The 24,937-nt window shown below is 63.9% G+C and carries 27 protein-coding genes; 6 read left to right on the plus strand and 21 right to left on the minus strand.

Translation table 11 applies throughout. The features are described from left to right. Positions 1–2: 2 nt before the first annotated feature. A complete protein-coding gene (gene leuC, locus CHR90_RS07035) occupies positions 3–1,412 on the minus strand; it encodes a 3-isopropylmalate dehydratase large subunit (RefSeq protein WP_094408284.1) in 1,410 nt (469 codons plus the stop codon). Between the two features lie 103 nt (positions 1,413–1,515). Here leuC and gcvA point away from each other — a divergent pair, with 103 nt between their 5' ends. Continuing rightward, positions 1,516–2,421: a transcriptional regulator GcvA gene (gene gcvA, locus CHR90_RS07040; RefSeq protein ID WP_094408285.1), complete on the plus strand. Its 906-nt coding sequence runs from the start codon at positions 1,516–1,518 to the stop codon at positions 2,419–2,421. A gap of 28 nt (positions 2,422–2,449) precedes the next feature. Here the strand turns inward: gcvA and CHR90_RS07045 are convergent, their stop codons facing one another. The 4 genes from CHR90_RS07045 to CHR90_RS07060 are packed head-to-tail and all read right to left on the minus strand — an operon-like array spanning position 2,450 to position 6,201. Then, complete coding sequence (locus CHR90_RS07045) at positions 2,450–3,988, minus strand: copper resistance CopC/CopD family protein (protein ID WP_094408286.1); 1,539 nt, start codon at positions 3,986–3,988, stop codon at positions 2,450–2,452. 49 nt (positions 3,989–4,037) lie between these two features. After that, positions 4,038–4,553 carry a YcnI family protein gene (locus CHR90_RS07050; RefSeq protein ID WP_094408287.1) on the minus strand — a complete coding sequence of 172 codons (516 nt, stop codon included), beginning with the start codon at positions 4,551–4,553 and terminating at the stop codon, positions 4,038–4,040. Positions 4,554–4,594: 41 nt separating this feature from the next. Then, positions 4,595–4,996 (minus strand): hypothetical protein, encoded by a 402-nt coding sequence (locus CHR90_RS07055; RefSeq protein ID WP_094408288.1) that lies wholly within the window; start codon positions 4,994–4,996, stop codon positions 4,595–4,597. Then, a complete protein-coding gene (locus CHR90_RS07060; RefSeq protein WP_094408289.1) occupies positions 4,996–6,201 on the minus strand; it encodes a SpoIIE family protein phosphatase in 1,206 nt (401 codons plus the stop codon). The genes CHR90_RS07055 and CHR90_RS07060 overlap by 1 nt, the downstream gene beginning before the upstream one ends. A gap of 208 nt (positions 6,202–6,409) precedes the next feature. Here CHR90_RS07060 and CHR90_RS07065 point away from each other — a divergent pair, with 208 nt between their 5' ends. Genes CHR90_RS07065 through rfaE1 form a run of 3 tightly spaced genes read left to right on the plus strand, consistent with a single transcriptional unit; the run spans position 6,410 to position 9,940 of the window. Beyond that, positions 6,410–7,255, plus strand: a complete 846-nt coding sequence (locus CHR90_RS07065) for a glycosyltransferase family 2 protein (RefSeq protein ID WP_094408290.1) — start codon at positions 6,410–6,412, stop codon at positions 7,253–7,255. Then, positions 7,252–8,460 (plus strand): glycosyltransferase family 4 protein, encoded by a 1,209-nt coding sequence (locus tag CHR90_RS07070; RefSeq protein WP_094408291.1) that lies wholly within the window; start codon positions 7,252–7,254, stop codon positions 8,458–8,460. The genes CHR90_RS07065 and CHR90_RS07070 overlap by 4 nt, the downstream gene beginning before the upstream one ends. Positions 8,461–8,470: 10 nt before the next feature. Further along, positions 8,471–9,940: a D-glycero-beta-D-manno-heptose-7-phosphate kinase gene (gene rfaE1, locus CHR90_RS07075; RefSeq protein WP_094408292.1), complete on the plus strand. Its 1,470-nt coding sequence runs from the start codon at positions 8,471–8,473 to the stop codon at positions 9,938–9,940. On the opposite strand, the gene CHR90_RS07080 is transcribed toward rfaE1, so the two are convergent. Continuing rightward, complete coding sequence (locus tag CHR90_RS07080; protein ID WP_212668635.1) at positions 9,924–10,664, minus strand: GNAT family N-acetyltransferase; 741 nt, start codon at positions 10,662–10,664, stop codon at positions 9,924–9,926. The two genes, rfaE1 and CHR90_RS07080, sit on opposite strands and share 17 nt — an antisense overlap. Next, positions 10,661–11,149: a hypothetical protein gene (locus tag CHR90_RS07085; protein WP_094408294.1), complete on the minus strand. Its 489-nt coding sequence runs from the start codon at positions 11,147–11,149 to the stop codon at positions 10,661–10,663. Before CHR90_RS07085 ends, CHR90_RS07080 begins: the two co-directional genes overlap by 4 nt. 260 nt (positions 11,150–11,409) lie before the next feature. Between CHR90_RS07085 and CHR90_RS07090 the strand changes: the two genes are divergently transcribed. Beyond that, on the plus strand, positions 11,410–12,225 hold the full coding sequence (locus CHR90_RS07090) for a ferritin-like domain-containing protein (protein ID WP_094408295.1): 816 nt from the start codon (positions 11,410–11,412) through the stop codon (positions 12,223–12,225). Positions 12,226–12,279: 54 nt separating this feature from the next. Here the strand turns inward: CHR90_RS07090 and CHR90_RS07095 are convergent, their stop codons facing one another. The 9 genes from CHR90_RS07095 to CHR90_RS07135 all read right to left on the minus strand — a co-directional run bounded on the left by CHR90_RS07095 (position 12,280) and on the right by CHR90_RS07135 (position 19,819). Next, on the minus strand, positions 12,280–13,044 hold the full coding sequence (locus CHR90_RS07095; RefSeq protein WP_094408296.1) for an alpha/beta fold hydrolase: 765 nt from the start codon (positions 13,042–13,044) through the stop codon (positions 12,280–12,282). A gap of 172 nt (positions 13,045–13,216) precedes the next feature. Beyond that, positions 13,217–13,414, minus strand: coding sequence for a (2Fe-2S)-binding protein (locus tag CHR90_RS07100; RefSeq protein ID WP_094408297.1), 198 nt, complete (start codon positions 13,412–13,414; stop codon positions 13,217–13,219). Between the two features lie 17 nt (positions 13,415–13,431). Continuing rightward, on the minus strand, positions 13,432–13,911 hold the full coding sequence (gene bfr, locus CHR90_RS07105) for a bacterioferritin (RefSeq protein WP_094408298.1): 480 nt from the start codon (positions 13,909–13,911) through the stop codon (positions 13,432–13,434). A 58-nt stretch (positions 13,912–13,969) separates the two neighbouring features. Continuing rightward, positions 13,970–15,001: a Fe(3+) ABC transporter substrate-binding protein gene (locus CHR90_RS07110; protein WP_229671580.1), complete on the minus strand. Its 1,032-nt coding sequence runs from the start codon at positions 14,999–15,001 to the stop codon at positions 13,970–13,972. A gap of 173 nt (positions 15,002–15,174) precedes the next feature. Beyond that, positions 15,175–16,113, minus strand: a complete 939-nt coding sequence (locus CHR90_RS07115) for a branched-chain amino acid ABC transporter permease (RefSeq protein ID WP_094408299.1) — start codon at positions 16,111–16,113, stop codon at positions 15,175–15,177. A gap of 12 nt (positions 16,114–16,125) precedes the next feature. Further along, the gene (locus CHR90_RS07120) at positions 16,126–17,013 is read right to left on the minus strand and encodes a branched-chain amino acid ABC transporter permease (RefSeq protein ID WP_094408300.1); all 888 of its coding nucleotides are present in this window, start codon (positions 17,011–17,013) and stop codon (positions 16,126–16,128) included. 76 nt (positions 17,014–17,089) lie between these two features. Next, entirely contained in the window at positions 17,090–18,310 is a 1,221-nt protein-coding gene (locus tag CHR90_RS07125; RefSeq protein WP_094408301.1) for an ABC transporter substrate-binding protein, read from the minus strand. A gap of 35 nt (positions 18,311–18,345) precedes the next feature. Continuing rightward, positions 18,346–19,071: an ABC transporter ATP-binding protein gene (locus tag CHR90_RS07130; RefSeq protein WP_094408302.1), complete on the minus strand. Its 726-nt coding sequence runs from the start codon at positions 19,069–19,071 to the stop codon at positions 18,346–18,348. Further along, complete coding sequence (locus tag CHR90_RS07135; RefSeq protein WP_094408303.1) at positions 19,058–19,819, minus strand: ABC transporter ATP-binding protein; 762 nt, start codon at positions 19,817–19,819, stop codon at positions 19,058–19,060. Before CHR90_RS07135 ends, CHR90_RS07130 begins: the two co-directional genes overlap by 14 nt. 167 nt (positions 19,820–19,986) lie before the next feature. Between CHR90_RS07135 and CHR90_RS07140 the strand changes: the two genes are divergently transcribed. Further along, on the plus strand, positions 19,987–21,192 hold the full coding sequence (locus CHR90_RS07140; protein ID WP_094408304.1) for an MFS transporter: 1,206 nt from the start codon (positions 19,987–19,989) through the stop codon (positions 21,190–21,192). Here CHR90_RS07140 and dnaQ read toward each other — a convergent pair. The 5 genes from dnaQ to CHR90_RS07160 are packed head-to-tail and all read right to left on the minus strand — an operon-like array spanning position 21,125 to position 24,820. Next, positions 21,125–21,862, minus strand: coding sequence for a DNA polymerase III subunit epsilon (gene dnaQ, locus CHR90_RS07145; RefSeq protein ID WP_094408305.1), 738 nt, complete (start codon positions 21,860–21,862; stop codon positions 21,125–21,127). The genes CHR90_RS07140 and dnaQ overlap by 68 nt on opposite strands. After that, on the minus strand, positions 21,822–22,514 hold the full coding sequence (gene coaE / locus CHR90_RS07150; protein WP_170941326.1) for a dephospho-CoA kinase: 693 nt from the start codon (positions 22,512–22,514) through the stop codon (positions 21,822–21,824). Before coaE ends, dnaQ begins: the two co-directional genes overlap by 41 nt. A gap of 3 nt (positions 22,515–22,517) precedes the next feature. After that, entirely contained in the window at positions 22,518–23,351 is an 834-nt protein-coding gene (locus CHR90_RS19515; RefSeq protein ID WP_188775387.1) for a shikimate dehydrogenase, read from the minus strand. After that, positions 23,352–23,951 carry a Maf family protein gene (locus tag CHR90_RS19520; RefSeq protein ID WP_188775389.1) on the minus strand — a complete coding sequence of 200 codons (600 nt, stop codon included), beginning with the start codon at positions 23,949–23,951 and terminating at the stop codon, positions 23,352–23,354. After that, entirely contained in the window at positions 23,948–24,820 is an 873-nt protein-coding gene (locus tag CHR90_RS07160) for a pyruvate, water dikinase regulatory protein (RefSeq protein WP_094408306.1), read from the minus strand. The genes CHR90_RS19520 and CHR90_RS07160 overlap by 4 nt, the downstream gene beginning before the upstream one ends. Positions 24,821–24,937 lie beyond the last annotated feature (117 nt).

Here is a 24,937-nt window from a genome sequence, read left to right on the forward strand (position 1 = left end):
GCCTAGCTCAGCAACGCGCGAACATCGGTCAGGCGACCGGTAACAGCCGCCGCAGCGGCCATCGCCGGGCCAACCAGATGGGTGCGCCCGCCACGGCCCTGACGGCCTTCGAAGTTACGGTTGGAGGTAGAGGCGCAGCGTTCGCCCGGCTCCAGCCGGTCGGCGTTCATGGCAAGGCACATAGAGCAGCCCGGCTCCCGCCATTCGAACCCGGCTTCGAGGAAGACCTTATCCAGCCCTTCCTGTTCGGCCTGTTCCTTAACCAGCCCCGACCCCGGCACAACCATCGCCGAAACCCCAGCGGCAACCTTGCGGCCCTTGGCGACGGCGGCGGCGGCGCGCAGGTCTTCGATGCGGCCATTGGTGCAGGAGCCAATGAACACGCGGTCGATCGTAACCTCGCTCAGCGGCGTTCCGGCCTTCAGGCCCATATACTCCAGCGAGCGTTCGATGGCAGCGCGCTTGCCCGCGTCGGCGGCGTCGGCCGGGTTCGGCACGACGGCGGTGATCGGCGCGGCGTCTTCCGGGCTGGTACCCCAGGTGACGAAGGGCACGAGCTTGGTGGCGTCGATCACGATTTCCTTATCGTAATGCGCGCCTTCATCACTCGGCAGCGTCTTCCAGTAAGCGACGGCCTGTTCGAATGCGGCACCCTTGGGGGCGTAGGGACGGCCCTTCAAGTATTCGAAGGTGGTTTCGTCGGGGGCGATCAGCCCGGCGCGGGCGCCCGCTTCGATGGTCATATTGCAGACCGTCATGCGGCCTTCCATCGACAGGGCCTGAACGGCCTTCCCAGCGAATTCCACCACATAGCCGGTACCGCCGGCGGTGCCGATGGTGCCGATGATGGCCAGGATCAGATCCTTCGCCGTCACGCCCGGCGGCAGGTCGCCTTCCACCGAGATGCGCATGTTCTTGGCGCGCTTCTGCACCAGCGTTTGCGTTGCCAGCACATGTTCGACTTCGGACGTGCCGATACCGAAGGCCAGCGCGCCGAACGCGCCGTGGGTGGAGGTATGGCTATCGCCGCACACAATGGTCATGCCCGGCAGGGTCAAGCCCTGTTCCGGCCCCATAATATGCACGACGCCCTGGCGCACATCGTCCATCCCGAAGTAGCTGACGCCGAAATCCTTGGCGTTCTGCGCCAGGGTTTCGACCTGTAGGCGCGATTCGGGATCGGCGATGCCCTGGGTCCGGTCGGTCGTCGGCACATTATGATCGGCGACGGCGAAGGTGGCATCCGGGCGGCGCACCTTGCGGCCTGCGACGCGCAGACCTTCAAAGGCCTGCGGGCTGGTCACTTCATGCACCAAATGCCGGTCGATATAGAATGTGGTCGCGCCGTCCGCCGTGACATCGACGATATGGCTGTCCCAGATTTTGTCGAACAAAGTGCGCGGCTGCGCCATGGCTCGATCCCTTCCAATTGGTCTTGTGGTTGGGGCCGATCAAACGGCGGATTCACCGCAGACAGCAAGTTGAATTATTTTGACTGGCTCTATAGGTTTTCTCATGACCACGCCGCCCCGCAAACGCCGCCTGCCGCCGCTCAATGCCCTGCGTGCCTTCGAGGCCGCCGCGCGGCATTTGTCGTTCTCGGCAGCGGCGGAGGAATTGAGCGTTACCCTCTCGGCCGTCAGTCACCAAATCCGCCATTTGGAAGAGTTGCTGGATGTGCCCTTGTTCCTGCGCTCCCCCCGCGGGCTGCGCCTGTCGGAAGAAGGCGCGCTACTGCTGCCCGGCCTAACGCTGGGGTTCGATCATTTGGCGGAAGCGGTGGCGAAACTCGCCGACCGCAAGACCGAAGGCGTGATTTCGGTCTCGATGCTCTCCACCTTCGCCATGTATTGGTTCATACCGCGCCTGCCGCATTTCCAAAGCCAGCACCCGGACATCGACGTGCGCATCGCCACCGGCTCGACCCCGGCGGACGTAGACCGCGATGGGTTCGACTGCTCGATCCGCTACGGCACCGCCGACGCTTGGCCGGAGATGGTCGCCACCCGGCTGTTCGCCGAAACCCTGGTGCCGGTCTGCATCCCCGCCCTGGCGCGCGATCTCAAGAAACCCGCCGATCTGATCGGGCTAAAGCGCCTGCACGCCCGCCTGCGCCGGGACGATTGGGCACTGTGGGCGCTGGCGGCGGGGCTTTCCGATAATCCTGACTTCGACCCCGCCGCCGGGCCGGTCTTCGATACCCGCTCGCTGGTCATTCAGGCCGCTTTGCAGGGGTTGGGCGTCGCCGTCCTCGACCCGATCCTGGTGGCCGATCACCTCGATACCGGACGGCTGGTAAAACCCTTCGACGTCTCGTCCCTACAAGGTGGCGCCTATTGGCTGGTCTGCCCACCCGCCCGGGCGGAAACGCCCCGATTACGGGCGCTGCGCGCGTGGTTGCTGGAGGAAGCGGCAGGTTGAAACATCGCTTTTGCGGTTGTTTTACTCCCTACCGCACAGCAATCTCTGCCGATAGGCTGCGCTTTTCAAAGTCCGTCACCAGTAGGTCGACCTGCACCTGCCAGACGCCCGCCATCGGCAGCGCGATATCGGCGATGAAATCCGTCCCCTCGCGGGCCAACGGACGGCGGAGGTTCTCGATCCCAGCGGCAGGCAAGCTCAGATACGCAACCGCTTCCAGTGGCGGGCGGACGCTACCAGTCGCGTCGGTCACCGTCACCCGCAACCGATTGTCACCGGGGCGGGCCGGGGTCAGGGCCAGCAGAACCAATCGATCCCCCAGTGGGGTCAAGCTACTGAACCCCTCGGCCTTGGCGGCGGAGTCGTGGTGATGCTCGGCGCGCGGTGGCGGAGTTTGCGACAGAACGCCCGTCACCAGCAGCACCCCAATCACCAAAACGCCCTCGGCCCAAATCGAGCGCCGCAAGGGCTGAGCTGAACCGCCCGCCGCCAAAGCGGGGGTCAACCACACCCGGTTGAGCGCAGCGAGCGCCAGCAGCCCGGCAACCAGCGCGAGCTTCAACGCCAGCAAGCGCCCATAGGGGTGATCGATCAGTGCAGCGGGCGTAAGCCCTTGCAGCAGGCTGAGCCCGACCCCGGCGAGCACGAGCAGCGGCACCAGCCCCAGCGCCCAGCGGGAGAAGCGGGCCAGCAAGGCCGCCGCCCCCGGCTTGGTAAGCGCGCGCAGCAGGATCGGCAGCGCCCCGATCCAGAAGCCTGCCGCCGCCACATGCAGCGCCAGTAACGGCTTCGCCAACCCTTCCGGCGGGGCGCTGGCGGCATGGCCGGTGAGAAGATAAGCGCCAAAGACGGCAGCTAACCCCGCCAAGATCACCCCACGGCGGCGCCCGGCGAGGGTCAACAGAACAACCCCGAGGGTGAGAACCACAAAACTTGGCCCGCGCGTTGACGCGCTCCCAAGCCGCCACGCCTCGACGGAGAGAAGCCCAACAATCCCCTGCCCCAGCAGCACACCGCCTTGCAGCCAAACGCCCGCGCCGTGGCCCAGGATGGCGAGCAGCGCAAGCCCGGTGAGGCTCCGCAGCGCCGCCGTAGGCCCCAGGAGCAACCGGGCCAGCATCCCGCCCGCCAGCACGAGGGTTGCGGCATTGGCCATCGCCCGCAGGATCATGCTGGCCGCCATGAGGCCGCCGCCCGCCATCTGCGCCGGATCACCCCCCGCCTCAACGCTCACGCCGACGCCAAACACCACGGCCCCCACGACCGGATGGGCATCGACCGAGGTGACGCGGTAACTGAGCGTATAGGCCCCGGTCGGCAGCGCGGCGGGCAGGGCCGCCCGGAGGATGTCCCCCGCCGAGATCGGCGCCAGCGTCTGTTCGCGCCCAGCGCTATCGATTAAGCGCAGGCTGATCGGCGTTACCGGTTCGTTGAAGCGCAACATGATTTCGGGCGGGGCGGTCTCGAGCCGGGCGCCATCCTCCGGCTGAACCTCTATCAGGCCAGCGTGGGCGAGGGCGGGCAGCGGCACCCAGAGCAGCAGCAGCGCCAGTAAGAAGCGGATCATTGACCCTATCCCTCAAAACGGGGGCGGGACCGGCCCGCCCCCGGTACGCTTACGGCTTCGGCGTCAGCTTCAGGCCGGGGGCCGGTTCCTTCAGGCTATGGGGATCCTGCCCGGCGGCGGGGATTTCGATCCAGCGGTGCGCCGCGCCATTGCATTCCTGCACCACCGGCCACCAGAGGGTGGTGTTCGGCGCGTCGGGCAGTTTGCCGCGCAGCACGAATTCATCGTAATGGGCATCGTCGAGCGACCCGGACCAAACAACTTCGGTCACGCCTTCGGTGATCTTGCCGCCGTGCCCATCGTCGAGCGGGGTTGCCAGCGGGCCTTTTACGATATCCAGCGTCCAGCCGGCTTTCGGCATCACTTTAACGGCGGAAACGCCATTGGGGATTTTCACCCGAACCTTCAGGGTCGGCTTGCCCTCGCAGCCATGCCCGATGCGGACGACGGCCTTATAGTAGCTTCCCGCCACGGCTTGGCTGGTTTCGAGCGTAGCATGGGCTGTGGCAGCGGCCGAAAAAGCAAGCACGGCGGCGCCCATCAGGGCGGCGAAAGTGGTTTTCATCGATAGAATCCTTTGGAGAAAACGGGAAAGAGCGTCCGGTTTCAGCCAAAGGCCGGGGGATCGCGCGGGCGATAGGGGGCGGGGGGCGGATCGGCCTCGTGCCAGGCGGCCCGCAGCAGCGGCCAAGGGGCCTGCGCCGCCACCGGCTTCGGCGGCGCCCACAAGACCGGCGCCTGCGCCAAGAGGGCGAGACGCAGCGGCGAGGGCAGACAGCAGAGGATACACTCTGCTGCTCCATGATGGGTGGGGCCGGTCGGCCCCTCGCCCGTCATCGCCGGGGTACAGAAGGCAACCTGCGCCCCAAGCAGCGCGGTTAATTCAGTTTGGGCCGCGTCGAATGCTCGCTGTGCAGGGGGTGCAACGCCAAAAGACGCGGCTAGGTTGCCGAGCAGGGCAAGGATCAGCAGCAGCGCGGCTAAAGCATGGGACGGGCGGGCGGTCATTAGTAGAGCGGGGCGCTATGCTCGACGGTCGCGGCGACGATGGTCAGATCGTCGTCGAGATGCCGGACTTGGTTTTCGGCGAGGCGGCGCAATAGCCCTTCCGGCAGATCGTCATCCTCCGCCAGGGCGGCATCGCGCCAGCGGTTGAACTCGGCTTCCGCCACGCGGGCGCCGTCGAAGCAGAAACATTCCGACAGCGCGTCGGAATAGACCAGCACGCGCGCCTTTTGGGGCAGCGGCATGGTGGCGTCGATATAAACCTCGTGCTCGGACACGCCCAGCGGCAAGCCCGTCCCCGAGAGCGGGATCGACACCCCCGTCTCGCGGTCATAGACCAAAGCCGCTTCCCACGCCGCCCCCGTGTAATGGATCAACCCGGCGTGCGGATCGACGACGCAATAGAAGGCCGCCGCGAACTGGCCGAATGGCAACAGGCGCGACAGGCGGCGGTTCAGCAGCGTCATGAAGTGGCCGGGATGCTGCGCATGGTCGCGCAGGTCAGACAGCAGCGCATGCAGGCGGAAGGCATTCACGGCCGCCACCACGCCGTGCCCGGTGAGGTCGCCGAGGAAAATCCCCAGTTTCCCGCTTGGCAGGCTGAACGCCGTCCACAGATCGCCGCCCACTTCGGTGGAAGGGGCAAGGCGGGCGCTGATCTTGATGTTCAGCGCTTCGTCGATCTCGTCGATTTCACGGGCGGAGGGTTGCAGGTCGAGCTGCATGCGCCGGGCGACTTCCAACTCGTCCGACACGCGGTCGCGGAACTGGGTCAGTTCCGACAGCAGGCGCCGATTTTCCATCTGCAAGTTGGCGACGTTGCGGATGTTCTTAACGAACAGCTTCAGCAGCATCTGCACCAGCGAGTCCGAGCCTTCGAGGCTTTGGGACAGGATCGCGGCGGGGAAGATACGGCACACCGTTGGCTCTTTCGCCCGCACGGTCGCCATGCGCGGCTTATTGTCGATCAGCGCCATTTCGCCGAACAGACCGCCGGTGCCAACCTCGCCCAGCTTCAACGTCCCGCCGGGGCCGGATTTGAAGACTTCAACGCTGCCGTCTTCGATAAAATAGAAGCAATCCCCTGGGTCGCCCTCGCGGACAATATCATCGCCCGGCGCAAAGCTAGCCCGCTGCACCAGAACATCTTCCACCCCCTCAGTCGAGGAGGTAGGCGAGAGATCAAGGGAGGACGGCGGATGTGTCATCAGGGTAGTAATCGCCAATTTACGCGGCACAATGGCATGAGACGGGGGCGCTTGGATAGGGTTTCAATACGCAAATGACGAAAGTTTCATCTGCCGCGCCGCTGGCGGGCCTTGCCAACCCGTCCCGCCGCCCCGTAAAGGAAAGCCGGAATGCCCCACCGCGCGGCAGGCATCTTGCCCGCCCCAGCGCCTGACCGAACCGGATATCATGGCCCTTTCCGTCGTCATCCTGACCTTCAATTCCGAAGCCAGCATCGCCGCGACCCTGGCGAGCGCGGCCCGCGTGTCCGACGATATCCACGTCGTCGATAGCGGATCGACGGACGGAACGCTCGATCTGATCCGGGCGGCGGGGGCGCATCTGGTTCATCATCCCTTCGAAAACTACGGCGCCCAACGCAATTGGGCCATCGAAACCCTACCCCTGGCCTACGGCTGGCAACTCCACCTCGATGCGGACGAGCGATTGTCCGACGGATTGGTTAATGCCATTTTGACGCTTAAGCAGCAAGGCTTTGCCGGACCGGTAACCGGATATTTTCTACCGCGCCTGACGATGTTCCTGGGCCGGGCGCTGCGCCGGGGCGGTTTATACCCAAATTGGCACATGCGCCTGTTCAAAACCGGGCATGGCCGTTGCGAAAGCCGCAAATACGACCAGCACTTCCTGTGCGACGGGCCGACCGCCCAGATTCACGAACCGATGATCGACGATCAGCGCATGACGCTGGCCGAATGGACGGCGCGGCACAATCGTTGGGCCGATGCCGAAGCGGATGAGATCGAAGAAGCGACCGCCGCCGAAGGCTTGGTTCAACCTGATTTGAGCGGAAATCCGGTCCAGCGCAAGCGTGCCCTGCGCGGCGGCTATTACAAAGCGCCGCTGTTCCTGCGGGCGCTGCTGCTGTTTCTGTATCGCTATATCATCCGGCTGGGGTTCCTCGACGGTAAAGAAGGGCTGATCTACTACGTCCTTCAGACCTTTTGGTTCCGCTTTCTGGTCGATGCGAAACTTTATGAACGCCGCCTGCAGCGGCGGGAGTCCCGTTCGTGAAAATCGCCTTCCACGACTATCCGGGCCATGCGTTTCCGGTGCAACTCGCGCGGGCGCTGGCCAAGCGCGGGCACGAGGTGTTGCACCTGACCTTCAGCGAGTTTCAAGCGCCGAAAGGCCCGCTGGCGCCGCGCCCGGACGATCCGCCGAGCCTGCACCTGCGCGCCCTGACCTTGGGCGAACCGTTCCAGAAGTATAATTTCGTCCGCCGGGCGTTGCAGGAACGCGCCTATGCCGACCTGCTGGTGCGCACCGTCGATGCCTTTGCGCCCGATGTGATCCTCGGCGGCAATGCCCCGCTTGATCCGCAAGCCAAACTGCTGCGTCTCGCCAAAAAGCGCCGCTGCGGCTTTCTGTTCTGGCATCAGGATGTGTACGGCGTTGCGATTGATAAAATTCTGCGCGCGAAACTGCCCGTCGTCGGCGGGTTGATCGGGGGCTGGTACAAGGCACTGGAAAAGCGCCTGTGGCGCGCGTCGGACCGCATTGTCGCGATCACCGAAGATTTCGTGCCGCTGCTGACCGCCGAAGGCATTGGCCGCGACCGAATTGCCGTGATCGAAAACTGGGGCGCGCGCGACGATCTACCGCCGCGCCCGCAGGATAACCCCTGGTCGCAGGCCCATGATCTCGTCGGCAAGACGGTCTTTATGTACTCGGGCACCCTGGGCCTAAAGCATAATCCGCAACTTCTCGCCGCCCTGGCCCGCGCCTTCCGCGACGATCCCGACGTGCGGGTGTTGGTGGTGACCGAGGGGATCGGCGCCGAGTGGCTCAAAGATGCCAAGACGCGGGAGGGGCTGGATAATCTTATCCTGCTGCCGTTCCAGCCGTTTAGCGAGGTTCCGAACGCTATCGGTAGCGGCGCGGTGCTAGTCGTCCTGCTAGAGCCGGATGCGGGCGTCTATTCCGTGCCGTCGAAGACCCTCGCCTATCTGTGCGCCAACCGGCCAATCCTCGGGGCCATTCCGCTCGACAATCTTGCCGCCAAGTTGATCGAGCGGGAAGCGGCGGGCCTCGTCGCCGCCCCGGCGGATGAGGCGGGGTTTATCGCCGCCGCCCGCCGCCTGCGCGCCGACCCGGCCCTGCGCGCGGCGATGGCGGCCAAGGGCCGCGCCTATGCCGACCGCGCGTTCGACATCGACCGCATCACCGATCAGTTCGACCGCCTGCTGACCGAAGCGCGCGACCGCGCCCGAGCCTAAGGAGCCTTCTATGTCGCAGCTCATCGACCTCGCCGCCCGCCTGGAAGCCCTGCGGTCCGCCCGCGTGACGGCGGTTGGTGACGTGATGATGGATCGTTTCGTTTACGGAATGGTCGAGCGGATCTCGCCGGAAGGACCGATCCCCGTTCTGCGCATTCAGCGGGAAACCACCGTGTTGGGCGGCGCGGGCAATGTGCTGCGCAATCTACTGGCCCTGGGGGCCGACTGCTGTTTTGTCTCGGTCGTCGGCGACGATGCCACCGGCCACGGCATCACCGGCCTGATCGCCGGGGAAGAGCGGGTCGAGCCGCATCTGCTGGTCGAAGCCGGGCGGCAAACGACTGTCAAAACGCGCTTCGTTGCGGGATCGCAACAATTGCTGCGCGCCGATCAGGAAGAAATCTCCCCGCTGCGTCCGGCCACCATCGCCGACCTGCTGCAACGGACCGAAGAAGCGCTGACCGACAGTGGCGCGCTGACCCTGTCCGACTATGGTAAGGGCGTTCTCTGCCCAGAAACCCTGCGCGCCCTGCTGACCCTGGCCCAGCGTAAGGGCGTCCCGGTCATCGTCGATCCCAAGGGCCGCGATTGGACGCGCTACAATGGCGCAACGCTGGTCACGCCGAACAAGGCCGAACTCGCGGAAGCAACCGGCCTTGCCACCAATTCCGAAGCCGCCATTCTGGCCGCCGCCCGCCATATCCTGGCAACGACGAGCATTGAGGCAATCCTGGTCACCCGCAGCCAGGAAGGCATGACCCTGGTAACGCGCGACGCCGCCCCCTTCCATGTTTCCGCCACGGCGCGGGAAGTTTTCGATGTATCCGGCGCGGGCGATACGGTGGTGGCCGGGCTGGCCGCCGCCCTCGCCGCCGGGTTTTCGCTGCAAGACGCCTGCCTGCTGGCCAATGCTGCGGCGGGCATCGTCGTCGGCAAGATCGGCACCGCCGTCTGCCGCCTCGAAGAACTTGCTAGCGCTTTGCAGGGCAGCGACCTTGCCCTGGGGGAACAGAAGATCGTCTCGCGCCGTCAGGCGCTGGACCTGATCGGCGCCTGGCGCCGCCAAGGGCTGAAGGTCGGCTTCACCAACGGCTGCTTCGACCTTATTCACCCCGGCCATGTCTCGCTGCTCGGCCAGTCGAAGGCGGCCTGCGACCGGTTGGTCGTCGGCCTCAATACCGACGCCTCGGTCAAGCGCCTCAAGGGCGATAGCCGCCCGATCCAGTCGGAAATGGCCCGCGCCATCGTTCTGGCCTCGATGGCGGCCGTCGATGCCGTGGTGCTGTTCGGCGAGGATACGCCCTATGATCTGATCGCGGCGCTGGAACCCGATGTGCTGGTGAAGGGCGCCGATTATACGGTTGAAACCGTTGTCGGGTCCGATCTGGTGCTGAAGCGCGGGGGTAAGGTAGTGCTGGCCAACCTCGAAGCCGGGTTTTCCACCACCAATACCGTCAAAAAGATCACGGCGCAGGCTTGATCCGGTAATGGTACGGGTAGGCCTCGGCGAACCTTAGGGCGGCGTAGAGCGCCCGCGCCGGGGTATTCGCCGCCACCACCTGTAAATAGGCTTCACGCGCCCCCTGCGCCGCCCCCCAGGCCAGCAGCGCTTCGGTAATGCGCAACCCGTATCCCCGGCGGCGGGCGGCGGGGGCGACGACGACATCGAAAATGCCAACCGCCCCACGCTCAACGACGCCCAAGGCATAGGCGAGCGGCGCCCCGGCCTGCGTCAGCGTCGCAAACCCCGTCTGCGGCACGATCCCGGCCAGAATGCGGTCGTGCAGCGCCCGGCGGGCGGGCGGCACCCCATTGGCCGCCGCAAACCCCTCCGCCCACGTCGGGGTTAAGACATGATCGATCTGAACATCGGGCGGTAGCGGGGCGGCGGCAGTAGGGCGGTGCAAGACCAGCGTTGGGTCGAGCGCGGCATAGCCAATCGCTTCCAGAAACTCATCGGTCCCGGCGGGCGCCAGCGGCGACAGACGAAAGATCGACGGCTGCCCCAGGCGGGCATAAGCCGCCTCCACGGGCGCAACAACCGTCTCCACCGGCGCCGCCCCCGCCAGGGCATTGGCGGAATTGGCGCGCTTGGTATAGCCGCCGGCGGCCCGCACGGCCCAACCGCTGCAGATCAGCGTCTGCGGCGCGGGCCAGGCGTTCAACGCCCGCTCCTCCAGCCCCTGAACCGCCGAACCGATCACGCACAGGCCTGAAGCTGGCTAAAGCGCCGGTCGCAGATGAAGCTGATGAACTCGGTCAGCAGCCGCCCCGCCGCTTCGGTATCGAGCGCGGTAGCGGCGAGGCTTTCCACCTGGGTCTCCGTCGCTTCCAGCCGCTGCACGCTCAGCGTCCCCGCACGGTCACAGCCGATGCGCAGCTTCTGCGGCACCGGTTGACCGTCGATAAACAGCACGAAAATCACCGACCCGACGAAAGGTTCCGGCCCGCGCTGGGGAATTTCGCGCAGTTGGATCTGCGCCTCTTCCAACGCTTCGTTGATATCGTGCAAAGCGTGCTGAAGGCGCGGCAGAAGCTGCGTGCGCCATAAGTTGCGCTGCCGCAGCAGTTCAGCGGCGGCGCGCTGGGCCGACGCCCGCGCCGCCTCGTCGCGCGCCGAGATGATGCCGTCCAACGTCTTCTTTTGGGCGATGATGGCGGCCAAAGCGCTATGGTATCCGTGCGTCATTGGGCGATCCCTCCCTGAAGCGGCTCTGCCGCTTTCTGCGACCGAACCAGTATTGCGGCCTTTTGCGGCAAGATTCCGACCGCCCTGCAGGCCCACCCCGTCATGACCGCCATGGACACCCGTTGTGCGGCGCGGTAAGCATGAGGCCGGACGTGCCGCCCGCATGCGGCAGAACCGGGATACCTTGGCAGACGGGCTTTCGCCCCCCATCTCTTGCCACACCGCATCCCGCAACGGACAGAAGAGCCGAAGGTGACACGATGAAAGGCTGGAGCCTGGACGATATTCCCTGGGACCGCTTCCAGGCGAACCTGGTCGATCCCGAGACCGTCAAAGTCGTGAAGGCGGCGGCCTTGGTCGAACATAATGGTTATGAATACGCCGTTTACCTTAAGAATGTCTTTCGCGACGATCCGGCGTTTTGCGCCGCGACCGACGCTTGGGCCGAAGAAGAGGTTCGGCACGGTCAAGCGCTGCGCCGTTGGGCCGAATTGGCCGATCCCAGCTTCGATTTCGACCGTGCGTTCCATGCCTTCACCACTGGCTATCGCCTGCCCCTTGATGCGCAGGAGTCGGTGCGCGGCAGCCGCGCGGGGGAATTGATCGCCCGCTGCATCGTCGAAACCGGCACAAGCTCCTGGTACACCGCCATTAAGGACGGAACGCGGGAGCCTGTCCTGCAACAAATTTGCGCCGCCATCGCCGCCGATGAATTGCGCCATTACAAGCTGTTCTACAGCACCCTTAAGACATACCTTGAAAAAGAAGGCCTGGGCCGTTGGCAGCGGCTGCGCGTCGCCGCCACCCGTCTTACGGAAACCGAAGACGATGAATTAGCCTATGCCTATTATGCGGCGAATGGGCAGAACGCCCCCTACGACCGCCGCACCTTCAACCGCGCCTATGCCCGCCGGGCCTATGCCTTCTACCGCCCGCACCATGTGGATCGCGGCATGGCGATGATCTTCAAAGCCATCGGCCTGCCCGCACGCGGCGTGCTGCATCAAATGGCAACGAAGGCCGCCTGGACCTATATGCGCAAGCGCACGGCGGCCTTGGATAAGGACGCGGCGTAAGCCTCTTCCAAAGAGTTCCCTGGGAGCGGTGGCACCCCCAGGGAAACCGAGGTCTTAAGGTTTTACCGCGCCCTTCGCTGCCGTATCGATTACCTCGGCCACCGCTTTCGGCTGCGATAGAAACACCACATGGCTGCCCTTAATCTCGGTCGTTCGGGCGCCGATCTTGGTGGCCATCTTCCGCAGCAAGTCCGGCGCAATCGCGCCGTCTTCGGTGGCAACAATTGCCCAGCTCGGCTTCGTCTGCCACGCCGCGACCGTTAGCTTAGCTTGCAGCGCCTTGAGGGCGATAGGCACCTGCGACGCTTGCAGGAACGCCGCATCATCCGCGCTGATATCGGCGGCGAACCCGGCACGGAAGGTTTCAGCCTTGAGGAAGGCAAAGCCATCCGGCTGTTCGTCGGGGTTGAAGTTCGGCGGCGGCGGAATGTCGGCATATTGATCGAGCACCGACTGGCCGACGTTCGGCGCGAAGGCGGCAACATAGACCAGCCCGGCAACCTTCGGATTAGCCCCCGCTTGGCTTATCACGGCCCCGCCATAGGAGTGGCCCACCAGAAGAACCGGCCCATCCTGGCGCGCGATAACGCGCTGGGTTGCGGCCACATCATCCTCGAAGGAGGTCAGCGGGTTTTGCACAATGCTGACCTTATAGCCGCGCGCCGAAAGCTGATCGTAAACCCCGCGCCACCCGGCCCCGTCGGCGAAGGCGCCGTGAACCAGCACGATGTTACGCACGGCGGGTGCTTGTTGGGCATGAACGGGGGCGGTAGCGGCGAGCGCTACGGCGGCAGACGCCAACAGCAGGGCTTTGGTCATGATCGGCTCCTTTCAGGTTTGCGCGATTATTTATCGTGCGATCAATATCTTCCTTCACTCGACATTTGTCAATCACACGATTTAATCGTTTACGATCTATATACATGCAAAAAAACCGCAGAAGGATCGGCTTCTGCGGTTTGCTGAATACGGCGCTTGAAACGGCGAGGGCTTAGGCCCCGGCAGGCTCCATCTGCCGCCGCCGCTCGACCGGCGCTTCCGGCAGCAGGCTGCGGGCGTGGCCGACGCAACGGCCGCATTTAACCTGGCAGCCGTGGGCTTTATAGAGGGCCGCGAGCGTTGCGGCGCCGCTTTCGCGGGCGCGGATCATATCCCGTTCGCTCAAGGCATTGCAGACGCAAACGATCATGCGGCCCCCGTGGCGGCTTAGCTCTTGAGCGGTTCGACCTGCTTTTGCAGATAATTCTGCAAGCCGATCTGCTCGATAAGCGACAGTTGGGTTTCGAGGAAGTCGATATGCTCTTCGGTATCGACCAGGATTTTCGTCAGCAGGTCGCGGCTGGCGTAATCCTTAATGTCTTCCATATAGGCGATGGCTTCGATCAGATCGGCGCGGGCCTGGGTTTCGATCCGCAGATCGCCCGACAGGGCTTCCGGCACATCTTCCCCGATCAACAGCTTGCCGAGATCCTGCAGGTTCGGCAGGCCTTCCAGAAACAGAATGCGCTCGATCAGCCAGTCGGCGTGGCGCATCTCGTCGATGGATTCGTGATAGGTCTTATCGCCGAGCCGCTGAAACCCCCAATTCTTATGCATGCGCGCATGCAGGAAGTACTGGTTGATCGCCGTCAGCTCGTTGAACAGGATCTTATTGAGGTATTGGATCGCTTGCCGGTCGCCCTGCATTACTGCCTCCGCTGGCGTGGGAAGGGCACCGCCGAGGCGATGCCCAAAGTCCCCTAGCTTAGCGCCAACCGGCGCGGTCGGCGATCTTCAAAGCGTCCGGCGTCGCTTCGCCGATCTTGGCGAGGTTCAGGGTATCGGCCTTGAACTTGCCGAAGCTGGCGAGGATCGGGTCGGCGTCCACATCGGCACGCACCGGAAACTCCATCGTCCCGGCGGACATCACCTTTTGGGCATCCTTGCTGATTAGGAATTCCAAGAACTTCGTTGCATCGGCCTTGTTCGGCGCGTGCTTGGTCAGCCCAACGCCGGAGATATTGATGTGGGCGCCGCGACCGTCCTGGTTCGGAAAGACGATGCCGATCTTCTCGACAATCTTCTTATCGGCGTCCGACCCACCCTTGAGGCGGGCGTAGTAATAATGATTGGTCAGGGCGATATCGGCTTCCCCGGCGGCAATCGCCTTCAACTGATCGGTATCGCCGCCCTGCGGGGCGCGGGCGAGATTGGCGACGAGGCCCTTGGCCCAATCCTGCGCTTTATCGGCGCCGTCATTGGCGATGATCGACGCGATCAGCGACAGGTTATAGGTATGGTTCGAGGAGCGGGTCAGCACCTTGCCCTTAAACTTCGGGTCCGCCAGTGTTTCGTAAGTGGCGATATCGGCGGGCTTCACCTTATCGGTGTTATAGGCAATAACGCGCGAGCGCAGGGCAATGGCGAACCAATTGCCATCGGGATCGCGTAGATTGGCCGGAACCACCTCGTCCACCGTGGCGGACTTCAGCGGCTGCAACAGCTTGGCGTTCTTCAGAATGTAGAGGTTCGCCGCGTCGACGGTGATGATCACATCGGCGGGGGAATTGGCACCCTCGCGCTGCAAGCGCTGGACGAGGCCATTGATATCACCCTGGACGACATTCACCTTAATGCCCGTTTCGGCGGTGAACTTATCGTACATGGCCTGATCGGTCGGATAATGGCGCGACGAATAGACGTTCACTTCCGCCGCCGACGCCAGCGCCGTTCCGGCCAGCCACAGGGCGGTCGCGGTCAGAGCAACGATATTCGCACGCTTAATCATCTTCGCCATCTTGGTCCTCGCTTGCCGGTGAAACGGCCCCTCGCTGCGTACTGCGACGCATTCTTAACAGGCGGGAGTTTGCAGATATTGCGAGCGATTTGCAATAGCGTTTACGCGGCGCTGACATGCAAAAAGCCGCCCCCGGGCTTCCGGGGGCGGCTCTTGAAAACACGCGCGCTAAATCAGGCGTTCTTCTTCGTGAACAGCCCCAGCAGGCGCGGCAGCTCGCCAACGATCCCGCGGCGGAACAGCATGACGCAGACGACGAAAATACCGCCGGTGATGATCGTCACCCACGCGCCCGTTTCGGCCAGATAATCTTGGATCAGCACGATGATCCCGGCGCCGACAATGGGGCCGAACAGCGTGCCGATGCCGCCGAGCAGGGTCATCAGCACCACTTCACCCGACATGGTCCAATGCACGTCCGACAGGCTGGCGAGTTGCAGGGTGATCGCCTTCAGCGACCCGGCCAACCCGGCGAGCGACGCCGAGAGCACGAAGGCCAGCAGCTTATACCGGTCTACCGAATAGCCGAGGGACCGGGCGCGCGGTTCGTTCTCGCGGATCGCCTTCAGCACTTGGCCGAACGGCGAATGCACAGTGCGGTAGATCAGCAGCAGCCCCGCCAGCACGACGATCAGCACAAAGTAATACATGGTCGTGGTTGGCGCGAGGTCGATCAGCCCGAACAATTTCCCGCGCGGCACAGCCTGGATACCGTCTTCCCCGTGGGTGAAGGGCACTTGCAGGGCCGCGAAGAACACCATTTGGGCCATCGCCAAGGTGATCATGGCGAAATAGATGCCCTGGCGGCGAATAGCGATCGCGCCGGAGATAGCCCCCATCGCCCCCGCCGTCAGCATCCCAAGCAGCAGCGCCAATTCGGGCGTCAGCCCCCAAACCTTGGCGGCATGGGCCGTTACATAGGCCGCCCCGCCGAAGTAGGCGGCATGACCGAAGCTGAGCAGCCCGGCAAAGCCAAGCAGCAGGTTAAACGCGCAGGCAAACAGCGCAAAACACAGGATCTTCATCACCGTGATCTCGTAAAGACCGGTGAAGGGCACCGCCGCGAACAGCAGCGTGAAGATCAGGAAGGACCGAAGAGCGGCAGGCGACATCGAACCCTCCCCTTACGCGGTTTTGCCGAACAGGCCCGCTGGCTTGACCAGCAGCACCAGGATCATCAGCACGAAAATCACCGTGCTCGATGCCTCGGGATAGAAAACTTTGGTCAAACCTTCGACGATCCCAAGGGCAACGCCGGTTAGGATTGATCCTAGGATCGACCCCATGCCGCCGATCACGACGACCGCGAAGACGACGATGATCAGGTTCGACCCCATCAGCGCCCCGACCTGATAGATCGGCGCCGCCAGCACCCCGGCGAAGGCGGCAAGCGCCACGCCGAAACCATAGGTCAGGGTGATCATCACCGGCACGTTGATGCCGAACGCCTGGACGATTTCTGGGCGCTCGGTCGCGGCCCGCAGGGTCGCCCCCAGGCGGGTCTTTTCCAGCATCAACCAGACGCCAAGGCAGACGCCTAAGGCGGCAACCACCACCCAGGCGCGGTAGTTCGGCAGGAACATGAAGCCGAGGTTCTGACCGCCGCGCAGCGCGTCCGGGATCGCATAGGGCTGGCCCGACACGCCGAAGACCTGCTTGAACGCCCCTTCCGCCAGCAGCGTCAACCCGAAGGTCAGCAACAGGCCATACAGATGGTCGAGCTTATACAGATGCCGCAGCAGCAGCCGTTCGATGACAATGCCAATCGCCCCGACGATGATCGGCGAGAGCAGAAGGGCGGGCCAATAGCCGATTCCCGCATAGTTCAACAGCATCCACGCCACAAAGGCGCCCATCATATAGAGCGCGCCGTGGGCAAAATTGATGACGTTGAGAATACCAAAAATGATCGCCAGCCCCAGCGAGAGCAGCGCATAGAAACAGCCGTTGATCAAACCGATCAGCAATTGCCCATAGAGGGCCGCCGCCGGTACGCCGAAAATTTCAGTCATAACGGGAATCCGGGTCAGGGCCGGGCCCCTGCGCCGCAACGGGCGCAGAGGCCGACAGTGATGGAAACCTGGGTGCTTACTTCACCAGGGGGCAGCCGCCGTCTTTTTCGGGACGGAAGGCTTCATCGCCCGGGATGGTCGCCAGGATCTTATAATAATCCCACGGGCCTTTCGATTCGGCCGGGGTTTTCACCTGGGCAAGATACATATCGTGGACCATGCGCCCATCGGTGCGGATCTTGCCGTTCTTGGCGAACATATCGTTCACCGGCAGTTCGCGCATCTTCATGGCAACCTTCGTGCCATCGTCGGTCCCGGCCGCCTGAACCGCCTTCAGGTAATGCAGCGCCGAGGAGTAAACCCCCGCCTGCACCATCGTCGGCATGCGCTTGACCTTATCGAAGAAGCGCTTGCCGAACGCACGGGTTTCGTCGTTCAGATCCCAGTAGAAGCCGGTCGTTAGGGTCAGGCCCTGGGCGGTCTGAAGACCAAGCGAATGCACGTCGGTCAAGAAAATCAGCATCCCGCCCAAGCGCTGACCGCCCTGGGTGATGCCGAATTCCGCCGCCTGTTTGATCGTCTGCACGGTATCAAGACCGGCGTTCGCAAGACCGATGACCTTCGCCTTGCTGGCCTGCGCTTGCAGCAGGAAGGACGAGAAATCGGCATTGGACAGCGGATGGCGGACGCTGCCCAACACCTTCCCGCCATTCGCGGTCACGGCGGCCGCGGTATCGCGTTCCAGGGCATGGCCGAAAGCGTAATCAGCGGTCAGGAAGAACCAAGTATCGCCGCCCTGCTTCACGGTCGCGGTACCGGTGCCCTTGGCGAGCGCGTAGGTGTCGTAGGTATAATGCACACCGGTGACTGCGCAGGCCTTACCCGATAGATCGGAGCTGGCGGCGCCATTGTGCAGAATGACCTTATTCTTTTCCTTACCGATTTCCTGCACGGCCAGCGACACGGCGGAATTCAGCAGATCGGTGATCACATCGACCTTATCGGCATCGATCCACTTGCGGGCGATCGAGGCGGCGATATCGGCCTTGTTCTGATGATCGGCAAAAGCCGTTTCGATGGGTTTGCCCAATACCGTGCCGCCGAAGTCGGCAATCGCCATCTTCACGGCTTCAAGGCTGCCCGAGCCGCCCACATCGGCATAAACGCCCGACCCGTCGGTCAGCACGCCAATCTTCACCACATCATCGGTCAGTTGCGCCTGCGCGCTGCCAGCGGCCAGCAGAGCTGCCCCGGCAAGCAAGGCCGTACGCAACGAAACCTTGGTCTGCTTCGTCATCGGATTATCCTCCCCAAAATGTCCGATCCAGTCGGTTAAACCCCGAGGTACCGTTTCAGATCCTCGGTTTTGCTCTCGAGTTCATCGGCCAAGATGGCATCGACAACCCGCCCGTTTTCCACGACGTAGTGACGATCGGCGACCGTCGCGGCGAAGCGGAAATTCTGTTCGACCAGCAGCACGGTAAAACCGCGCGCTTTGATTTCCCGAATGGTCTCCCCAATCCGGTCGATGATGACCGGGGCCAGCCCCTCCGTCGGCTCGTCCAGCATCAACAAGGTCGCGCCGGTGCGCAGAATCCGGCCGATGGCCAGCATCTGCTGCTCGCCGCCCGACAGTTTTGTGCCCTGGCTGCGTTTGCGTTCCTTGAGGTTCGGGAACATCGCGTAAATTTCATCGACCGTCATGCCGCCCGGCTTCACCACCGGCGGCAGCATCAGGTTTTCCTCCACCGAGAGGGCGGAGAAAATCGCCCGCTCTTCCGGGCAGAAGGCGATGCCGCGCTTGGCAATCGTATGGGGGGCGTGGGTGATCAGGTTTTCGCCGTCGAAGGTCACGGTTCCCGTGCGCTTGCCGACAAGGCCCATGATCGATTTCAGCGTCGTCGTTTTGCCCGCGCCATTGCGACCCAGCAGGGTGACGACTTCGCCCGGGCGAACGTTGAACTCCATCCCATGCAGAATATGGCTTTCACCGTAATGGGCATGAAGGTCGCGGACCTCCAGCAGCGGGGCCGGGGCGGCGGAATTAGTGGTGGCCATGGCCGGACCCCATATAAGCGCTGATAACCTGCGGGTTCTGCGATACTTCGGCGTAGGTGCCTTCGGCAATGATCTCGCCCCGTTGCAGGACAGAGATTTTATCCGACAGGTCGGCAACGACCGACAGGTTATGCTCCACCATCAACACGGTGCGGCCCTGCGCCGATTTCTTGATCAGCGCGGCGATGCGACCGATGTCTTCGCGCCCCAGGCCCGCCATCGGCTCATCGAGCAGCATCACCGTCGGCTCCAGCGCCAGGGTGGTGGCGATTTCCAGCGCGCGCTTGCGCCCATAGGCAAGCTCGACCGCCGTATGGTTGCGAAACTCGGCAAGGCCGACCGCGTTCAGCAGTTCATCGGCCCGGTCATTGTACTGATCCAGCACTTTTTCCGACCGCCAGAAATCGAAACAGCCGCCGCGCTTGCGCTGTAGGGCGACACGCACGTTTTCACGCACGCTGAGATGCGGGAAAACCGCCGAAATCTGGAAGGACCGCACCAGTCCTTTTTGGGCGATGGCCGCCGCTTCGACCGAGGTAATATCCTCGCCGCGGTACAATATTTGCCCGCTGGTCGGAATGAGAAACTTGGTCAGCAGATTGAAAACCGTCGATTTTCCGGCGCCATTCGGGCCGATCAGCGCGTGAATCGTGCCTTCCTTGACCGATAGATCGACTGATTTAACGGCTGTGAAGCCCGAAAACTGCTTCGTCAGCCCCCGCGCTTCCAGAATAGCGGTGCTCGCCACGTCTAGGTACCTCCCCCATGCGAAGCTTTTTTCGCTTCTTTCGCCCGAGTTTCGTCTCGGTGTAGTCGGTAGGATGCTGGAACATGAGTGATCCGTCAACTCTGCCGACCAAATTTTAACGATCTGGTCTTGTCGGGGCGCTCGCCCCGGCTCATCCTGCCCAAAGAATGACCGGAAACACCCCCCTTGCCCCGTCTGCCCCCGGCTATAACCGCTTTGCGGCGGCAATGATCGCCGTGGGCATCGCAACCTTCGCCCACCTTTATTGCGTACAACCGCTGCTGCCGCTATTGGCCGAAAGTTTCAGCCTGTCCCCGTCCAGCAGTTCGCTATCGCTGTCGGTGACCACGCTGATTCTGGCGGTTGCCCTGCCGCTGGTCGGGCCGCTGACCGAGCGCACGAACCGCCGCCGCGTGCTGCAAATCGCGCTGGCCGGGGCGACGTTGGCGACGCTGGCAAGCCTGCTCAGCCCGTCCTGGCCGCTGCTGCTGATCGCCCGCGCCGCCCTCGGGATTGCCTTAGCCGCCCTACCCGCCAATGCGATGGCGTTGATTGCCGAAGAAGTGGACTCGCGCGCCTTGGGGCGGTTAATGGGGCTCTATCTGGCCGGAACCGTCTTTGGCGGCATGAGCGGGCGGGTACTGGCGGGGTTTCTCGCCGATTGGCTGGGTTGGCGCGGCGCTTTAGCCGGGATCGACCTGGTCGGCCTGGTCTGCTTGCTGGTCTTCTGGCGCTGCTGCCCAACCCCGCAGGGCTTTACCCCGCGCCGCATCGCTTTACGGCCTTACCTGAGCGCCCTGCTGCACCATGCCCGCGACCCGGGCTTACGCAATTTCGCGCTGATGGGCGGGCTGTTGATGGGCCAATTCGTCGCGACCTACAACTACCTAGGCTTCCGCCTGCTGGCGCCGCCGTTCAACCTCGATCACAAAACCGTGGGCCTGCTGTTCCTAACCTATGTGGCGGGCATGGTCGGCACAACGGTCGGCGGACGCTGGCTCGACCGCTGGGGGGCGGGAAGGGCACTGCCGCTCGCCCTCGCGCTGACCGCCGCCGGGCAGGCTGCCCTGCTGATCGACCATTTGGTCCCGATTGCCGGGGGCGTTGCCTTAATGACCTTCGGCTTTTTCGCCGCCCATGCGTGCCTCTCCACCCTGGTCGGGCGTCGCGGCGGCGAGTCGAAAAGTCGCACGGTCGCCCTCTATCTTATCGCCTATTACATTGGCTCCAGCGCGCTAGGGGCGGGCCTCGGGTATGCCTGGAGCGGCTTTGGTTGGTCGGGCGTCGCGGCGGCGGCCCTAACCGCTATTGCGGTTTCGGCGCTGCTGCTGCGTCCGGCCCTTCGGCCAGCGCCAGCCAAATCGGATTCTTGAGTTTCGCGACGAAAGCCGCGTGCCGGGCCAATTCCTCGGCGCTTGCGGCATGGGGCCGGGGCGGGCGCGGCGGGCGGTTCGGCGCGGTCAGCGGCGCGGCCGGGCGGCCCGACGCCTCCTCCGCCTCCATCCCCGCGAGATTAAGGCCGCGCTGCTTGCCGCCCAGCAGCTCGACATAAACCTCCGCCAGCAGTTCGGTATCGAGCAAGGCGCCGTGCTTGACGCGGTGGCTATTGTCGATCTCGAAACGACGGCACAGCGCATCGAGGCTGGCGGGGGAACCGGGGAATTTGCGCCGGGCGAGGGTGAGCGTGCAGAAGGCCCGGTCTTCGGCGATCCGCGGCTTGCCGCAGCGCTTCAACTCCGCATTCAAGAAGCGCATATCGAATTCGGCATTGTGGATCACGAGGCGGCTATCGCTGCCGATAAAGTCGAGAAACTGATCGACGATCTTGGCGAAGGGCGGGTGCTGGGCCAGAAACTCGGTCGATAGCCCGTGGACGCGGAAAGCATCCTCCGGCACGTCGCGCTCGGGATTGATATAGAGGTGGAGGGGCGGGCGGCTGGTCGGGCTGCCGTCCATCAACTCGATGCAAGCGATTTCGACGATGCGGTGGCCCGATGCCGGATCAAAGCCGGTGGTTTCGGTATCGAGACAAATTTCGCGCATAGGCCCTACGTCCGGCGGGAGGGGAACGAAGCAGTGGGCCGACCGGCGGCGGCGCCCGGCGCAGGGCGCGCAAAACCTGCATCACCTCGCGCCGCGTTACCGCCCGGCCTAGCCCCGTGGGAATGATATAATCGGCCTGCCGCCGTTTGGCGAGGTCCGGCCATTGCTGCACCCGGATCGCCTGAAGCCGCGCTGGGGTCATCCCCGGTCGCCGCAACACCCGCGCCGCCTGAACCTGGGTTGGGGCCGTGACGACCATCACCCGGTCGCATTGCTTATCAATCCCGGTTTCGAACAGCAGCGGAATATCGAGAACGACCAGCCAGTGGCGAGCGTTTCGCTTTAGAAACAAACTCCGCGCGGCGCTGACGCGCGGGTGCAGAATCGCCTCCAACCGCCGCAGCGCCGGGGGATTGTTGAACACCGCCGCCCCTAGCTTGGGCCGCAGCACGCGCCCGTCTTCCACCGTGCCAGGAAAGGCTTCGGCAATCGCCCGGATCGCCGCCTTATCCTCCCGCAACAGCCGATGCACCTCCGCATCCGCATCCTGCACCGGTAAGCCAAACTGCCGAAAAATCGCCGCCGTCGCCGACTTACCCATCCCGATGGAGCCGGTGAGGCCGAGGATCAGCGGGCGGGCGCGGCGCGGCATCGGTTAGGCCAGCACCGCCGCGCGCAGGGCGTCGTCAATCTCCGGCGTCACGCCGAAGAAGCGTTCGAAGGCGGGTTTTGCTTGATACAGCAGCATCCCCAGACCATCGACCGTCCGCAGCCCGCGCGCTTTCGCCTGCCGCAGCAGGCTGGTTTCGAGCGGACTATAGACGAGATCATAGACGATGGCCCCCGCCGCCAGCCCATCGAGCGTGATCGTATGATCGGGCTGGCCGGTCATGCCGAGGCTGGTGGCATTGACGAGAAGCGACGCCCCCGCCACAGCCTCCGCCGCCCCGGCTTCGTCCACGGCGTGCAGGGTTAGCCCCGGACGGGCGAAATGCTGGATCAGCGCCTCTGCCCGGGCTTTGGAGCGGTTAACGACGCGGATTTCCCGCGCCCCCGCCTCCACCAGCCCATAGAGCACCGCACGCGACGCCCCCCCGGCCCCCAGTACCACGGCAGGCCCCGCATCGGCGCGGAACCCCGGCACGGAGACGCGCAGATATTCCATGAAACCATAGACATCGGTATTGGTGCCGAAGATGCGCCCGTCGCGGAATGTCACCGTATTGACCGCCCCAACCGCCTGGGCCGCCGCGTCGATCTCATCCACCAGCGGCAACACGATTTCCTTATGCGGAATGGTTAGATTGCAGCCGGTGAAGCCCATTTTCGGCAGGCGCGGCAGGCAATCGGCCAAATCGTCGGGCCGGATCGGCAGGGCGATATAGGTTCCGGAAATCCCATACTGCTTCAACCAATGGCCGTGCAACTTGGGCGAACGGGAATGATGGATCGGCCAGCCAATAACGGCGGCGAGCTTAAGATCGCTCACTTAAACCAGCCCTAGCTTGTGATGACGCAGAAAATCCAACAGCGGCAGCAACGGCAGCCCGAGGATGGTGAAGAAATCGCCGTCGATGCGCTCGAACAGGTTCACGCCATAGCCTTCGAGATGATAGGCGCCAACACTGCTGAGAATGCCCGGCCCGGTCTGGTGCAGATAAGCGTCGATCTGCGCGTCGGTCAGCCGCCGCATGGTCAGGGTCGCCACCGCCCGGTGCGTCCAGATCGACGCGCCATCGCGGTGAATGGCAACCGCCGTAATCAGTTTATGGGATTTGCCCGCCAGCGCCTGCAACTGCCCAATCGCCGCCGCCATGGTCGCAGGCTTATCGAACCAGGTGCCACCGCACTCCAGCATCTGATCGGCGCCTAATACCATCGCACCGGGCAAGCGGCGGGAGACGCGTTCGGCCTTGAGATGCGCGAGTTCCTGGGCAACATCCGCCGCGCTGGCGCCATCGGCGCGCAGGGATTCCTTGACCATCGCTTCGTCGATAGCGGCGGGCACCGCTTCCACCGTCAGCCCGGCGTTATGCAGCAGGGCGAGGCGGGTGGCGCTGCCCGAGGCGAGAATCAGCGGCGGGCTCATGCCGAATGTCCTGACCGGATATGGGTATGGGGGTGGATTTCGCCGGGATGCTCCCGCTCCTGCAAAAGCTGGATCACAGCGGCGGCGGTTTCTTCGATGGACCGGCGGGTCATGTCGATGATCGGCCAGCCCTTTTCTTCGAACAGACGGCGGGCCGCCGTCACTTCGGCGCGCACACGATCGATGTCGGTGTAACTGGTGCTATCGTCCTGTGAGAGTTGCTTCAGCCGATTGCGGCGGATCTGCACCAGCCGGTTGGGATCGTTGGTCAAAGCAACGATCAGCGGCTTCTTGCAGGTCAGCAGTTCATCCGGCAACGGCACGCCGGGAACGATGGGCACATTGGCGGCCTTGTAGCCGCGATTGGCGAGATACATGCAGGTCGGGGATTTCGATGTTCGCGACACGCCGACCAGCACGACGTCGGCTTCCTCGAGGTTCCAATAGGCTTGGCCGTCGTCGTGATTCTGGGTGTAGGTCATCGCGTCGATACGGCGGAAATAGTCATTATCCAGCGTATGCTGCTTGCCCGGCTGCTTACTGCCCGAGAGGCCGAGGTACGACCCCAGCGCGCCGATCACCGGATCGAGGATCGGGATCAGCGGCACTTGCAGCGTGCGGCACTCGTCCTGCAACTGTTTGCGCAGCTTATCGTCCACCATCGTAAACAGCACCGGGCCGGGTTTTGCGGCAATCCCCGCCAGCACTTTGCTCATATGATTGCCCGAACGGACCAGCGACCAGATATGCATATCCGGCTCCACCCCCTCGAACTGCACAATGCAGGCGCGGGCGACGGCATGCACCGTGTCGCCCGTTGAATCGGACACCAGATGGAGCGAAACGGTGCGGGGGGCGGGCGAGACCATCGGCGGCGGGTTCCTTTTAAGGCTGCCCTTCGGGTCTAACCCGTTTGGCGGGGCGGCTCAAGCTTTGGCGCGTCGGGGGGCGCGCAGGTTTCGGCTTGACCCGGCCCCAAGGGCCGC

It is taken from the genome of Elstera cyanobacteriorum, assembly GCF_002251735.1.
Classification (GTDB): Bacteria; Pseudomonadota; Alphaproteobacteria; order Elsterales; family Elsteraceae; genus Elstera; species Elstera cyanobacteriorum.